The organism is Halorubrum lacusprofundi ATCC 49239 (assembly GCF_000022205.1).
In the GTDB taxonomy this organism is placed as follows: Archaea; Halobacteriota; Halobacteria; order Halobacteriales; family Haloferacaceae; genus Halorubrum; species Halorubrum lacusprofundi.
On record NC_012029.1, the window covers coordinates 1,063,861 to 1,078,474 of the forward strand.

General features: G+C 59.1%; 14 protein-coding genes and 1 pseudogene. 9 read left to right on the forward strand and 6 right to left on the reverse strand.

From position 1 onward, the window contains the following. The first annotated feature begins 3 nt into the window (after positions 1–3). Both HLAC_RS05270 and HLAC_RS05275 read left to right on the forward strand, forming a co-directional pair. On the forward strand, positions 4–1,002 hold the full coding sequence (locus HLAC_RS05270; protein WP_143420259.1) for a glycosyltransferase: 999 nt from the start codon (positions 4–6) through the stop codon (positions 1,000–1,002). A gap of 22 nt (positions 1,003–1,024) precedes the next feature. After that, positions 1,025–2,380: a sulfatase family protein gene (locus HLAC_RS05275; RefSeq protein WP_015909809.1), complete on the forward strand. Its 1,356-nt coding sequence runs from the start codon at positions 1,025–1,027 to the stop codon at positions 2,378–2,380. Positions 2,381–2,398: 18 nt separating this feature from the next. Here HLAC_RS05275 and HLAC_RS05280 read toward each other — a convergent pair whose 3' ends face one another. Beyond that, positions 2,399–3,400: a glycosyltransferase family 4 protein gene (locus tag HLAC_RS05280; protein WP_015909810.1), complete on the reverse strand. Its 1,002-nt coding sequence runs from the start codon at positions 3,398–3,400 to the stop codon at positions 2,399–2,401. A gap of 244 nt (positions 3,401–3,644) precedes the next feature. On the opposite strand from HLAC_RS05280, the gene HLAC_RS05285 reads away from it, so the two are divergent. Continuing rightward, positions 3,645–4,430, forward strand: coding sequence for an alkaline phosphatase family protein (locus HLAC_RS05285; RefSeq protein ID WP_141104737.1), 786 nt, complete (start codon positions 3,645–3,647; stop codon positions 4,428–4,430). A 77-nt stretch (positions 4,431–4,507) separates the two neighbouring features. Further along, a complete protein-coding gene (locus HLAC_RS05290; RefSeq protein WP_015909812.1) occupies positions 4,508–6,046 on the forward strand; it encodes a flippase in 1,539 nt (512 codons plus the stop codon). A gap of 46 nt (positions 6,047–6,092) precedes the next feature. On the opposite strand, the gene HLAC_RS05295 is transcribed toward HLAC_RS05290, so the two are convergent. Continuing rightward, positions 6,093–6,917, reverse strand: coding sequence for a formyltransferase family protein (locus tag HLAC_RS05295; RefSeq protein ID WP_015909813.1), 825 nt, complete (start codon positions 6,915–6,917; stop codon positions 6,093–6,095). A 167-nt stretch (positions 6,918–7,084) separates the two neighbouring features. Between HLAC_RS05295 and HLAC_RS05300 the strand changes: the two genes are divergently transcribed. Together HLAC_RS05300 and HLAC_RS17730 are read left to right on the forward strand one after the other, a co-directional pair. Then, a complete protein-coding gene (locus tag HLAC_RS05300) occupies positions 7,085–7,996 on the forward strand; it encodes a glucosamine inositolphosphorylceramide transferase family protein (protein ID WP_241211140.1) in 912 nt (303 codons plus the stop codon). Between the two features lie 40 nt (positions 7,997–8,036). Further along, positions 8,037–8,483, forward strand: coding sequence for a polysaccharide biosynthesis C-terminal domain-containing protein (locus HLAC_RS17730; protein ID WP_197690630.1), 447 nt, complete (start codon positions 8,037–8,039; stop codon positions 8,481–8,483). A gap of 10 nt (positions 8,484–8,493) precedes the next feature. Here the strand turns inward: HLAC_RS17730 and HLAC_RS05310 are convergent, their stop codons facing one another. The 4 genes from HLAC_RS05310 to HLAC_RS05325 form a co-directional block, all read right to left on the reverse strand. Then, positions 8,494–9,531, reverse strand: a complete 1,038-nt coding sequence (locus tag HLAC_RS05310) for an NAD-dependent epimerase/dehydratase family protein (RefSeq protein ID WP_015909815.1) — start codon at positions 9,529–9,531, stop codon at positions 8,494–8,496. Then, positions 9,528–10,505, reverse strand: a complete 978-nt coding sequence (locus HLAC_RS05315) for an NAD-dependent epimerase/dehydratase family protein (protein ID WP_015909816.1) — start codon at positions 10,503–10,505, stop codon at positions 9,528–9,530. Before HLAC_RS05315 ends, HLAC_RS05310 begins: the two co-directional genes overlap by 4 nt. Beyond that, the gene (locus HLAC_RS05320) at positions 10,498–11,646 is read right to left on the reverse strand and encodes an NAD-dependent epimerase/dehydratase family protein (protein WP_015909817.1); all 1,149 of its coding nucleotides are present in this window, start codon (positions 11,644–11,646) and stop codon (positions 10,498–10,500) included. The genes HLAC_RS05315 and HLAC_RS05320 overlap by 8 nt, the downstream gene beginning before the upstream one ends. 81 nt (positions 11,647–11,727) lie before the next feature. Further along, entirely contained in the window at positions 11,728–12,573 is an 846-nt protein-coding gene (locus HLAC_RS05325) for a TrmB family transcriptional regulator (RefSeq protein ID WP_015909818.1), read from the reverse strand. Positions 12,574–12,659: 86 nt separating this feature from the next. On the opposite strand from HLAC_RS05325, the gene HLAC_RS19220 reads away from it, so the two are divergent. From HLAC_RS19220 to HLAC_RS05330, 3 genes and pseudogenes are all read left to right on the forward strand, one after another. Beyond that, positions 12,660–12,815 (forward strand): hypothetical protein, encoded by a 156-nt coding sequence (locus tag HLAC_RS19220; protein ID WP_015909819.1) that lies wholly within the window; start codon positions 12,660–12,662, stop codon positions 12,813–12,815. Positions 12,816–12,834: 19 nt separating this feature from the next. Beyond that, positions 12,835–13,102, forward strand: a pseudogene (locus HLAC_RS19935) (hypothetical protein); the annotation flags it as partial. Positions 13,103–13,389: 287 nt separating this feature from the next. Further along, positions 13,390–14,586, forward strand: a complete 1,197-nt coding sequence (locus HLAC_RS05330; RefSeq protein ID WP_015909820.1) for an orc1/cdc6 family replication initiation protein — start codon at positions 13,390–13,392, stop codon at positions 14,584–14,586. Positions 14,587–14,614 lie beyond the last annotated feature (28 nt).

Here is a 14,614-nt window from a genome sequence, read left to right on the forward strand (position 1 = left end):
GATGTGACTCAGGCGAACCCCAAAGTTCGGTGGTTTACTCCAGATAAACCGGACAACATCAGTGTTGGGAGAGAACGAATTGCCTCCCATCTCCGACAAAACGAGGGGTTCCACGTTGATGTTGTGGGAACTACACTCCCAACTGTCCGAACAGCGATCAGAGAACGTGACCGATACGACGTGATCCTTGGAACCACTCGTGCAGGGGCGATTGCCGGGACACTGATCGGACGCGTAACCGGAAAGCCCGTGATTGTTGACCACGTAGATCCCATTCGACAGTTCCGTGAAAACAACTCTCCGTTCTTTTCGATCCCAGTTCGAATAGCCGAAAATATCTCATTCGCGCTAGCCGAGTTGGTACTGTACGTGTACGAGGAAGAGTACGATCGGGTTTCTCGCTACGCTAGCCAGCATATGAAAACCGAACTCGGTGTTGATTATCGTCGGTTTGCTAGTCCCAATTCAGAGATCATTGATTCTGTTCAGGATCAGTTAGCTGAATACGAGCTTCGTGAATATGTAGCAATCTACGTCGGCGGGCTTGAACCCATATATCACATCAGAGAGTTACTGATGGCGATGTCGTATCTTCCTGACTGGTCGTTGATTGTTCTCGGAGAGGGCAGTCTCAGAGGAATGCTTGAAGAGGTGGATGCCGACCAAGAGAACATTCACTATTTAGGACTCGTTCCACACGAGACCATCCCTGGGTATCTCAATGTGGCTGATGTCGGCGTTTCATTGGTTGATGACCCTCATACACTCAAGATATTAGAGTACGGTGCTGCGGGACTATCGGTCGTTCAAGCTAGTGGACTAGCGGAAGAGAGATTCCGGGAACGGGTGGAATATGCCGATTCCGATCCAAGATCTATAGCGGATGCTATCAGGCGTGCCGGAGAGCGTGAAAACGTTGAACAACTCCAGTCGTTCATATCTGAATTTGATTGGAAGCAGATCGCTGGAGATTATGTGGATGCGCTCAAAAGCATAAAATAGGTCGCTAGCAACACGTGTATATATGCGCGATATCGTTTTAGTAACAGTCGACTCGTTACGCGCCGATCACGTCGGTTGGCACGGCTACGATCGGAATACAACGCCAAATCTCGACCAGCGCGCGGCATCGGCCCAGACGTTCACGTCCGCCTTTGCCCACGCATGTTCAACACGACCTTCGTTTCCGTCTATTATGACTTCGTCGTACGCTCTTGAGTACGGAGGATTCGAACGACTCTCCTCGAAACGAACCACAATTGCCGAACTTTTAGAAGAGGCTGAGTACGAGACTGCTGGCTTCCACTCGAACCTCTATCTCTCTGCTGATTTTGGCTACGATAGAGGATTCAGTCGGTTCTTTGATTCGAAATCGGACCCAGGGACACTCGCTAAACTTCGACAGGAGGTCAAAACACACCTTGACTCCGATGGCCATCTCTACGGTTTTCTTCAGCAGGCGTTCAACGCAACGGAGAAACGAGCAGGTATTGAACTCGGTTCTGCCTACATCGACGCTGAGGAAATCACCGATCGTGCGCTCTCTTGGGCGTCTTCAACGAGTAGCAATCCCCGCTTCCTTTGGGTACACTACATGGATGTCCACCATCCGTACGTCCCACCAGCGGAGCATCAGCGGCGATTCCGCGATGAACCTGTCACCGACCGTGACGCCGTTCAACTTCGGAGGAAGATGTTGGAATCACCGGAGGAGATAACTGATCAGGAGTTCAACACTCTCATTGACCTCTATGACTCCGAAATCGCCTATGTCGACGCACAAGTGGATCGGCTGATCGAAACACTTCAGACGGAGTGGGAAAATGATCCCGTAATCGCGTTCACTGCTGATCACGGTGAGGAGTTCCTTGACCACGGTGGATTCAGTCACAGTGCTACCTTCCACGACGAAGTAATTCATGTGCCGCTGTTAGTTGGGACTGGAGAAGAAGAAACAGGAGAAAGCGACAATCTCGTCGGCTTGATGGATCTGGCACCTACTCTCGCTGATAAAGCAGATGTCGATCGACCAGGGACCTATCGGGGTCAACCGCTGAGTCAAGTTGAGGACCAGTGGAACCGGTCAGAAGTCATCGCCGAATGGACCGACACCGACACAGATGATCGTCGGTTTGCCGTTCGGACCACGAACTGGAAGTATATCCGCGAGGAAAACGGAGATGAGCAACTTTACGACCTTACCGCTGATCCGGATGAGATGAACGATCTTGCTACTGAGACTCTCGATGTATTATCGGACCTCCGCGAAACGCTTGAGGACCATCTGGTGACGTTAGATGAAAGCCGCGAGGACCTCGGTGACGTCGAGATGGATGAGGAGGTGCGCCAGCGACTTCGCGACCTCGGATATCAGGAGTAGCGCAGGTTCGACCGCTGACTATGTATCGAGTACTCGTTCCCAGACATCGACGTGACCAGCGGCGCACTCCTCGTTGTACGTTGCCATCTTCTTACCGCTTTGGGTAGCGAGCGACTCGTGGTGGTCGTCGTCGGTGATGAGGCGTTCGAGTGCATCGCGGATGCCGTCAGGTGTCGGGGGACAGACCTCACCGGCGTCCCCGACGGCTTCCGGAACTCCCATGGCGTCACCGCCGATAACGGGGAGGCCGGCGGCCTGTGCTTCCAGTACTACGGTCCCGTAAGAGTCGAGAAAGCTCACGTAGACGAATGCGTTGGCGCTGGCGAACTCGCCTTCGACGGCGTCAACGAACCCGAGGACGGTCACGCGGTCGGCGTATTCGTAGTCACCGAGATACTTGCGGAGCGCATCCAGATACTGTCCGCCGCCGGCGACTCTGTATCGGAGTGTCGGATGCGCTTCGAACAGCGGTCGGAGGGCGCGCAACACTGTCAGGATGCCATCGTACTTCTCCTCGTAGCGCAGGTTCGTGACGGTGAGGAGGTCGAACGTCTCCCGGTCGGTCGCCCGGTCAGTACCATACCGGTCAATGTCGATGGGGCGTCTCACGACAGAATACTGGGAAACCGGATACTGCTCGCGAAACGTCTCACTGGTGGTATCGCTGATGAATATCACCTCAGACGCCCGGTGGAGGGCGAGACGGGTTCGGGCCCGGATGCTGGCGTCCTTGAGCCAGCCGTACTGTCCGTGAGCGTTCGTGTAGTCAGCCCACCCGCGAATCGCGACGACGAGCGGAATGTCGAAAACCACCGACGCACCGGTGGCGAGCATTCCGTTGGCTATCAGCTCGTCTGTCTGAATAAGGTCGTACTCGCGTGCGAGGAGGGCCCGAAGGCGTTCCGGAACGGGGACGCGAGAGACGACATCGACATCATAGGACGGATACTCGGTTGAGACGTAGCGGGCCAGCATTTCCGCGTACGATTCGTTCGTGTGAAGGAGGAGGATCTGGACCACGTCATCGATACCTCATAGGAGCAAAGGTACCGTTTCGGACTTCAAGATGTCGGTGACAAACAGTCGAAAGAGATTTATTCGCAGTTTGGGATTGATAGGTATATCCTCGATGCTAGGAAAGCTACGGTACGCCATTGACGAGATTGCGGCGAACTACGACCGCCAGACCTGGTGGCAAAACAGGGCAGCGAATCGGGTTGTCGGGCCAATCCAATCTCGTTTCCATAAAAATGACGGCATCCGCGTGCTGGATCGTGAGTGGGACACCCTCCTCGTGTTGGACGCCTGCCGTGCAGACCTGTTTGAGGAGATAGCTGACACGGACACTTACGACAGTTACGAACGCGTCTATAGCGCGGGTAGTGCGACCCACGAGTGGACAAAGGCCAACTTCAGAAGTCCTGCGAAGACCGACTGCGTCTACGTCACCGGCAATCCGGTTGTCTCCCGGCAAGTCGAAACGGCGTTCCACTGCTTTCTCGAACCTTGGCGGGAGTCGTTCGATTCCGAAATCGGCACGGTTCCACCCGAAGGTGTTACCGAAGCGGCGCTCGAGGCCCGCGAGCAGTTCCCCGAAAAGCGCCTCATCGTTCACTACCTCCAGCCACACTACCCGTTCATTGGTGCGCCAAATCTCCGCTACGCGGCGTTCAACGGGACCGAGGAAGTGACCACCGAAGACGTCAAGCAGGGCGCGACGGATATTTGGGAGGCGGTCGGACTCGGCTACGAGGACGCAGACGAGGTCTGGGAAGCCTACGGCAATAACCTCCAGCGCGTGCTTGATACCATTGAACCGCTGCTCAACCACGATGGTCGGACCGTCGTTACGTCGGATCACGGAAATAATTTAGGCGAGCGTATGCCACTACTGCCAATGCGACTCTACGGGCATCCGACCGGTATCCACCACCCAGCCCTCCGGGAAGTGCCATGGGCCGTCATCGACGGCGAATCGGTGGGCGATGGCGACCGACAGATGACCGTAGACGTAGAAGAGCAACTGCGTAGTCTCGGCTACGCCGACTGAGTGCCGCAACGGGTCGGAATTAGTTCACATGATCGGACACCGTTCCCAGAAACCGTTCGTTTCCACTTTCTGTCTGCATGTTTGAGAAACAGAATTCAATCATCCGTCGACTGTTCAAGAGCGGGCTCCTGCTGTTCGCCGGTCTCGTGCTTGAACTCGGGATCTCCTTTGCAGCCAAAATACTCATCGCCAGACTGCTTGGTCGTCCGGCATACGGCGTCGCGACCATCGGCATTACGACGCTGTCTTTCGCTTCCACGATTCTGCTGTTCGGGATGAATACCGGCGTCGGCCGCTACCTGCCGCGCTTCGACGACGAGGCCGACCGCAAGGGCATCATGGCGTCCGGTCTGCAGGTCGTGATAGGTTTCTCCGTCAGTTGCGCCGTTCTTCTGTTCATTTTTGCCGAACCGTTCGCGACGCGGGTTTTAGGCGCGCCAGAGGCCGTCGTCGTGGTGCGCATCGCGTCGCTCGGCATCCCCTTCGCGGTGGTGATGAAATTCACTATCGGCGTCGTGCAAGGACTCCAGCGGTCGCTCCCGAAGGTGCTCATCAGGAACATCGGCCAGCCAATCGTCAGGTTCTCGCTGGTCGTCGTCTCGCTCTACTTCGGCCTCGGTGCCGCGGGCATCGTTGGGGCCTATTCGGCGACGTTCGCCGCCGCCGGTCTGGCGGGGCTTTACTACGTTCTCACGCGGACGAACCTTCGGTCCTCCGTCACCGCGAACATGCGACAGCGAGAACTCGTCAGGTTCTCTGCACCGCTGATGCTCACCGCTGCGATGCTGATGGTCCTCTCGTATTTCGACATCTTCATGCTGAGTTACTTCCGGACATCCGGGGAAGTCGGGAGCTACAACGTGGTGTATCCGCTTGCGGAACTGCTGACAGCGACGCTCTCGGCATTCAGCTTTATCGCGATGCCCATCCTCTCGCAGTTGCATTCCGACGAGCGGATCACTGAAATGGACCGCACGTACAAGGTCGTCACCAAGTGGATATTCATGGCTACGCTGCCGCCTATGCTCATCCTCATTTTCTTCCCGACGGCGTCGATTCGGATGACGTTTGGACCGGAGTACACGGATGGGTCGCTGGCACTCGTGACGCTCGCGCTCGGGTTCTTCACGCACTCCGTGGCCGGCCCAAACGTGAACACGCTCACGGCAATCGGGCGGACGCGAATCATCATGTGGGATAATCTCCTCGCGGGCGTGACCAACATCGCGCTCAACTTTGCGCTCATCCCGGAGTACGGTATCCTCGGCGCGGCAGTGGCGACTGCCGTCTCCTACGCAGGGCTGAACGTCCTCTACTCGGCTCAGCTCTACCGGCAAACAGGCATCCATCCGATGACAGCAGCGTTGTTCAAACCCGCAATCGCCGGCACCTTGTCAATGGTGGGTATCTACTACGTCGTCACACGATTTCTCGATACGACGGCGCCGGTGTTGGTCGGCATGGGTATCGTGTTCGTGAGTCTCTACAGCATCGCGATTCTGGCACTCGGCGGCATTGAGGAGGAAGAAATTATGCTCGTGCTGAGCTTTGAGGAGCGGTTCGGCGTGGACCTCGGACCGTTCAAGCGCGTCGCCCGGTTCTTCGTGGACGAGTAAGCCAGGCGCGTCTGCTCGCTCCGGCACCGTCGAGACCCGTCCCGACTCACAGGTCCGTTGCTTCCCGAACCCAACCGGGGATGGTTCGGCCGAGGTAGCGCATCGTCATCATGCACGTCCGTTGACCGGGACGGTACACTGGTCCCAAACGGTCGGGGGACTCGACGTCGAGAGTTCCCTCGTCGAGATTGCAGAGTCCGTCCGCCAGCAGTTCAGAACTGGCTGCACAGAGGTGGTGACGAACCGACCGCCAGGTGTACGCATCACCGATATCGACCGTTCTCTCGGCCACGATGCCGCCGGCGTCTAGATCTTCGGTGTATCGCTGGAGCGTCACGCCGGCCCGCTCGTCGCCGTGGAGGTACTCCCAGAAACCGGGCGGTCCGCCTCGATATTTTCGAATATTCCCCTGATGGACACCCCAGACGCCGTGTTCCGGGGCGGAGAGAACGTCACCGCTGAGAATGCCGATGCCCCAGTGGAACGCTACATCTGACTCGGTGAGCGCGTCGACGGCCGACTCGGGGAGTTCGTAGCGGTATTCGGAGGACCGTTCGAGCCTGCAGCTCTCGATGAGTTCCTCGTTGACGGGTGCGGTGGTCGAGAGTGGGACGCGTTCCAGAGCAGACAACGGGCCCAGCATGGTCTCGCCGAGTTTTTGACCCGCCGCGACTGCTGTCCAACACCCCTTCGATCGCACCTGATCCAAATAAAAGCGGATATCCTTCTCCGGTGCCGCTGGCGAGGACTGTTCAGGAACCAGCACTCGTTCGATAGTCCCGTGCTCGTCTCGCTCGGCGCGAGTGAGTGTGTCTGCTACCCACCGTGGCACCTGCCGACTGCCCAGCAGGAGCGCCAGCGAGTGCGACATAGTGAGGGTAACGTAATCAGTAGGTATAAATTCCCGAGATTACCAGAAGGCACACGGTGAATCGATATATCAGCGCACTGCGACGATTCGTTCGGGTCTGGATACTTGGCGTTCACCACACCCTCGCCAGTCGGAATCGTCGCCCCTTCCAATTTGGGACGACCGACGTGCGAACTGCGCTGGACCGCCTCAAAGGCACCTCCCTGCCCGGGCCTACTTTCCGTGCCAACGATGTGACTGACCACGGTGACCTCGGGTTCGTTGCCGACCCGTTTCTCTACGTGGAAGACAGGACTATGCACCTCTTTTTTGAGGTGTTCAGTCCGCACCGCGACCCGACGGCGGCAATCGGGCACGCGGTCAGCGACGACGAGGGTGAGTCGTGGACGTACACGGGTCTGGCCCTCGATACCGACCACCATCTCTCGTTTCCGTACGTTTTCGCCGCCAACGATGAGATATACATGGTCCCGGACATCGCGAACTCGGGTGACTACAGAGCTCCGGCCCGACTCTACCGGACGACAGCGTTCCCCCTCAAGTGGGAGCCCGTCACCGACATAATCATTGGCCCCGATAAGTACCAAGACACGGTCGTCTTCCAGTGGGGATCCCGGTGGTGGGCAATCACAGGTACCGGTTCAAACGACGAACTCAGTGTCTACTACTCCGAGACGCTGACAACCCCCGGATGGACGCCACACCCGGAAAATCCGGTGGTCACTGATCGACCAAGTGCTGGACGTCCTGCCGGTCGTCCGCTCGTGCGAGAGGACAGCATCGTCGCATTCTTCCAAGATTGTACCGCCGAGTACGGCGACCAACTTCGGGCCTACGAGATTACTTCGCTGGATACGTTGACGTACGAGGACCGACCGTTATCCGACAACGCGCTGCTGGGAGGAACGGGTGGATTGGGATGGAACTCCGGTCGAATGCATCACCTTGACCTCCAGTCGGTCGATGGAGAAATCTATTGTGCATACGACGGCGACGTGGGTATCGGTCGGAACCGGGTCAGCGGGTCGATGTGGTCTATCGGAGTCGGTACGACGGACCCGACAGGCAATAGCCAGTGACTTTCACGTTGCAGTCTTTAGCAACTCAACCGCTACATACGTGTTTACCGATCCGTCGACAGCAGTGTATATCCGTATCTTTGGACTTGCTATCCGCTTCACCGCGATCCTGAACCTCGCTCTGATCCCCAAATACGGCTACCTCGGTGCGGGAGTCGCGACCGCCATATCGTACGTCACTCTCAATCTGCTCTACTCGGCACAGCTCTATCGCGAGACCGGCATTCACCCGTACCACCGCACTTGCTTATCCAGGAGTGGTCGCGGCTATCCTCGTAACATTCATTTACTGGGTGACTATCAACTACCTCACCGTCACGGTTCCCGTGCTCGTGGTGATGTTCGTCTTCTTCATGATTCTATATGCCGTCATTATCCTTCGATTTGGTGGCATAGAAGAAGAGATCGCGATCGTCCTCAGCTTCAAGAGCGATTTGATATCGATCTTGGGCCATTAAAAGAGATCGCCGAACGCCTCATTTGGTGAAACGTACAACCTACGAATCAGATTTTGGAGTCAACAGATGTCGAACTGACTCGTTCACACTCTCGCTTGGTGCCCATCCTAACCGTTCCCCCGCCGCCGAAATATCCACCCCAAACTCCTCAACCATCGTCTCCGCACTTCGCGGATTCTCGACCAACTCCACGTCGACGTCGATCTCGCGCTCCTCGTGCGCCACCTCCCGCACGATCTCCGCGACCTCCATCACGCTCATGTCCTCCTCACTCGCGATTTCGAACGTTTCGGTTCCAGTCTCCCCACTCGCGAGCTGCTCCAGCAGCCGCTCCGCGCTCCGGACGTACACGCGCGCCACGTCCTTCACGTGGACGAAGTTCCGTGCCTGCGTGCCGGGCTCGTAGACGGTCAGCGTTTCGCCCGCGAGCGCCCGGTTCACGAAGAAATTGATCACGGTCGGCTTGCTCACCGTCGTCCCGTCGACGACGTGCTCGCCGTAGAGGTTCGACTTCAAAAAGAGGTGCGCGGGGAACGCGCCGTCGGCGAACGTCTCGATCGCGCGCTCGCCGAGCAGCTTCGTCCGCCCGTACCAGTTCAACGGGTCGCGCGGCTGGTCGGCCGTGATCGGGAACGACTGCGGGTCCCCCAATACTGCCATGCTGAACGGGAACGCCAGCGCCGCACCGGTCTTCCGACAGAACCACGCGACGTTGTTCGTCCCGGTGACGTTCACCTCGTACGCGAGGTCGGCGTTCTCCTCGCAGTCGTCGACGCCGCTTATCGCCGCGAGGTGACACACCACGTCCGCGCCCGCGAGCGCGTCCTCCAGCCGGTCGCGGTTTCGGATGTCGACGTGCTGAATCTCCACCTCACCGACCGAATCCACCTGCCCGCGGTACTGGTTGTCGATCGCGACGATCTCCCAGTCGGGGTGCGCCTCTTGGAACTCCACGATCACGCGGCTTCCGATGTATCCGGCCGCGCCGGTGACCGCGATCGTCGGAGTCGACCCGTCGCCGTTCGGTTCCGTCGTCTGCTCCGTCTCACTCTCGATATCGGATTCTTGGTCCGTCATGCGGTCACCTCTTCGCGCGCGTCTCCGCGCAACTCGTCTGCGATGTCGCGGATTCCCTCCCGCAGCGTCCACTCCGTCTCGAAGCCGGTCTCGGCGAGTCGGTCGAAGTTCACGTGGTAGGAGGGGCCGGGCTGTTCGTCCTCCAGATACGTCACGTCGAGGTCGCGATCGAGCTCCTCACGAACGATCTCCGCGATCTCCGCGATCCGGTAGTTGCCGTCGTTCGACCCGACGTTGTACACGCGTTCGTCCCACGCGTCGGGGGAGAGCGCGGCGTCGGCGTACGCCCGCGCCGCGTCGCGCACGTGGATAAACGGGCGCCAGTTCGATCCGTCGCCGTAGACCGTCAAGGGGCGGTCGGTGAGCCCGCGGAAGACGAAGTGGTTCACCACGAGGTTGAACCGGACCCCGAGCGACCAGCCGTAGTTCGTGCTCATCCGCAGGGCAGTGCCGTCGAAGCCGTGCGCTTCGATCGCCTCGTTGAGCAGACGCTCGCACGCGACCTTCGACTCGGCGTAGGGGTTCAGCGGGTTCTGCTCGGTCTCCTCGTCGATGTCGGTGCTCGCGGCGCGCCCGTAGTTGTTACACGAGGAAGCGACCACGACGTTCTCGACATCGAACTTGCCCGCGGCCGTGAGCACGTTCTCGGTCCCGTCGCGATTCACCGCGAACGTCTCGGCCTTCCGGTCGTGCGTCGAGGCCGCCCCGGTGATCGCCGCGAGATGGATCACGGCGTCGACGCCGCGAACCGCTCCCTCAACCGCACCGTACTCCCGCACGTCGCCGCGTCGAAAGGTCAGATCGTCGCGGATACTCCCCGCGAGGTTCGCGGGCGATCCCGACGAGAGCGAGTCGAGGACTACCACGTCGCCGACGCGCTCGTCCGCCAGCAACCGCGGGATCAACGCGCTCCCGATGTAGCCACAGCCGCCGGTGATGAGGACGCTCGTATCGCGTCCCGACTCCTCACTCATCAGTCAACACGCCGGGCAGGAACCGGTCCTCGTGGGCCGCGATCCGGTCCTGCTCGTCGACGAGCGTTCCGAGCACATCGCGGATCCCCTCTTCCAAGGTCTGCTGCTGTCCGCCGACCAGATCGAGGAACCGGTCGTTCTCCATCTCCATCTTGTGTTCCTCGTCCTCGTTGCGCGGGTTCTCGTAGTGTTTCACCGCGGCGTCGAGGTCGAACTCGTCGCCGACCTCGGCGATCGTCTCCGCGAGCTCGACGATGGCGACCGGGCGGGTGACCTGATTGTAGATGTCGATCCCGTCGTCGCCGGAGTGTCCCTCCTCGACGAGCCGGACGAGGCTCTCGACGGTGTCTTCGAGGCTCACCATCGGCTTGCGCTGTTCGCCCTTGCCGTAGACGGTGATCGGGTAGCCGGCGACCGCCTGCGCGCAGAAGCGGTTCACGACCGTGCCGAAGTAGTAGTCGAAGTCGAACCGCGTCGGGCTCTCGTGCGCCTGTGTCTCTTCGGTCTCCGTCCCGTACACGATCGCGGTCCGAACCTCGCTCATCGGGAACTCGAACTGCGACTCCGCGAGCCGCATGTTCGCCGCGTCGAACGACTTCGTCTGGTGGTACCAGCTCCCGCCCATCGCCGGGAACGGGACCTCGTCGCTGCCGTCTTTCCGCTCGACCTCCAGCCCGCCCTCCGGGATCGGGAAGTGCGGGGCGCCGTAGATGCCCGTCGTCGTCGTCTCGATGAAGTGCGTGTCGTCGAGCCCGCACTCGGCGAGCCCGTGGAGCAGGTTGAGGTTCATCGAGACGTTGTTCCGCTGGGTGTACAGCGCGCGCTCGCCGTTGATCGACGAGTAGGGCGCGCTCGGCTGCGCGGCCGCGTGCAGCACGGTGTCCGGCTCGTACGTCTCCAACAGCTGGAGTACGAAGTCGCGGTCGGCCAGGTCGCCTTCCACGAGACTCAGGTTCTCCACCGCGTCGAATCGCTCCTCGGGGCTCTCGACCCGCGTCGCGGAGACGCTCCCCGACTCGGCGACCCAACTGCGTCGCGCGAAGTTGTCGACGCAGACGATCCGTTCGTCGAGCCGGTCTGCCAGTCGAAGCGCGGTCGGCCATCCGAGGTACCCGTCTGCACCGGTGAGTAGGACAGTCATCGTTACTCGGACATCGAGTAACTTAGACTAAAGGCTTTCTGGTTAGCGCGCGAGACGGTGCACGGGTCGGAACGCGTCGAGCTACTGCGTTCCGGATCGGCTCTCGTGTCGCCAAAGGAGATCGAAGTACTGCCAGAGTCCGGCCACGAACGACGGGTTCTCCGTGACCGCTGCCTGGCGGTGGTGGTTCGGGATCTCCTCCTGTTCGACCATCAGGAGGCCCTGCCCACTGTCGTACTCGAGACTCGGGTCGATGAAGGTTCCCCGCCACGGGAGCACCCGATCGCTGATACGCACGGACACGGACGGGAATTCTGCTCCAAGGAGACCTCGGATCTCGTCTTGGCGGCGCTTGTTCTTCTCCGAGAGGTGTTCGGGTGCGAGCAGCAGCGCATCGACATCGACGCCGTGCTCGATGGCGTCCCGCATCGCCGGTCGCACGGCGTCGATGTATCCGAAACTCTTCGTGAGGACGTACACGGACTCCTCGGCCTCGCGAAAGAGACGACGCGTCTCGCGTTCGCTCGGTTCGCCGACGTCGACGACGTGGAACAGGTCTTCGGTCGGGCTGAGATCGTCGACGCCTCTGTCTCGAACTGGTGTGTACGCGTCCACGAACGACTCTTCGACTGCTTCGACGTCCTCGCGAAATCGCTCGTAGGCGTGCCGCCTGTTCGCGACGGCGCGCTCTGCGATCTCGGACGGGTCGTGCGGCTGATACCGCTTCGGACGGCCCGGGATGATCTTCACGTATCCCCCCTCTGACAGCGAATCGAGCACCCCATAGATTCTGGCTTTCGGGATACCGGTCGCCTCGGCGAGATCGGGTGCAGTCGTCCGACCCAATAGTAGCAACTCCTCCAGTGCGGCGGCTTCGTACTCCGTGAGATCGAGCAGCGAAAGGAAATCGTCGCCGGAATCGGACATGCCCCTCCGTCGTCGTCGCCCCCGTAAGTACGTACTGGTGGTGCCGGAACAGTTATGTTGTGTCGTTCTATAGAGTTACTCAGAATATGAGTAACCAAGTGCCCTCCGACAAAGACGACGCTCATCTCACAGACGTTCCCGACGGGGCGGGCTGTACGGAGATCTGGGAACACCTCTCGGACGGACGTGACGAAGAACGTCCGGGAGACGACAACCCTCGTAAGGATACCGGCGGCGTCTAAGACCGCGACTAAGGCTGTTGAGATCGCCGAAGTCATCGAGAAACCCGATGATCTGCGAGCAACCTCGCGACAATCGGACCCTACAGGCTTACGCTTGGGATCTTCCACGCGTCCCACCTCGTTCAGCCCTCTGATCGTCGTTCACCCCTCTGATCGCCGTTCACCCCTCTGATCGCGACGAGTGTGAACTCCCCGATGCGGCCGGCCCTCTCATCCAATCCGATCGCACCGAGGAACGACTGGACGAACTAGCGGGTGAGACCGACGAAGCCGTGGTCGACGATTGATTGGTTGATCGCTGAACCGAGACGCACCCCTCATTTCGTCTGTTGTCCGCGCTGGTAACCAACGGTCAAAGCACGTCGGGCTCACACCCCTCGTTTCGTCTGTTCTCTCAGCAGACCGATGGGGACGCCACGATGAGCTATCGGCCACACCCCTCGTTTCGTCTGTTCTGTGCCACACATTCCGAGTACCGATCTCTGATCGGCCGCAGCGACAAAACAAGCGAAACAAAGTAAACAGACGAACGCCACTTTTAAGTTAGTAAATAGTGTTACTCAGAATATCAACGATGTCTGAAGATCTCTTTGCGGAGATGACTGAAACGCTCTTTGAGGACAAATCTATTCTCTCGGAAGAGTACCGTCCGGACGTTATTGTCGAGCGGGATGACGAGATCGACGCGTATCGATCGGCGTTAAAAGACGTTCTCTTCGGCCGAAATCCCGCAAACGTGTTTATTTACGGAAAAACGGGTGTTGGAAAGACGGCCGTTACAGAGCACATGATGAGTGCCCTCCAAACGGAAGTGGAACGGCGCGACGCAGCCGAGGAACTCCATGTTCACTTCCGGAACTGCAACGACGACAGCGTCTACAGAACGGTTCGATCGCTGATAAATAGTATCCGCGGAGATGAGGGAGAAACGTTTCCGGAAACCGGCCTCTCGACGTCGCACGCTCTCGAAACCTTGTACGAGGAAATGGAGGAACTCGGTGGCACATTTCTGTTCATTCTCGACGAAATCGACCACCTGTCTGACCCTGATACACTACTGTACGAACTCCCGCGCGCACGAGCGAACGGGCATCTCGACGCTGCCCGAGTTGGTGTGATCGGGATCAGCAACAACTACACGTTCCGCTCGTCGCTGAGCCCGAAAGTCAAAGACACGCTGATGGAGAAGGAACTGGCCTTTTCGCCGTACGACGCAGACGAACTTCAGTCGATCCTCACTGCCAGAGCCGAGAAGGCGCTCGTTGACGGTGCATCAGAAGACTCTGCGATCAGACTCGCAGCCGCGAAGGCCGCGAAAGACACCGGAAGCGCACGGCAGGCGATAGACCTCCTTCGCGAGGGCGGTGATGTCGCTGAAGAACAGGGAGCGACGGCGATCACCGACGACCACATCGAAGTGGCTGCCGCACGCGTTCAGCGAGGTCGCGTCCAAGACAAGTTGCGTGACCAGACCATGCACGGGCAACTCATCTTAGAGTCACTCGCACGGATCGAAGCGAGCGGAGACGTTCCTGCACGGTCGAAAGAGATTCAGGCGGTGTACGAACGCGTCGCACGAAACTGGGGTCACGATCCACTAACCACGCTAAAGAGCATCCAGAATCACCTCGCGGATCTCACGATGCTCGGGTTTCTCGAACGGACCGAACAGAACGAAGGGCGTGCGGGCGGCGTTCACTACCGATACGAGCTCGCGTTGGACCCCGAAATCATCTTGGAGACGCGCGAATCGATCGAGAATCAGCCGTAGTCAGTTTCCAAACGGAAGAACAGACGAA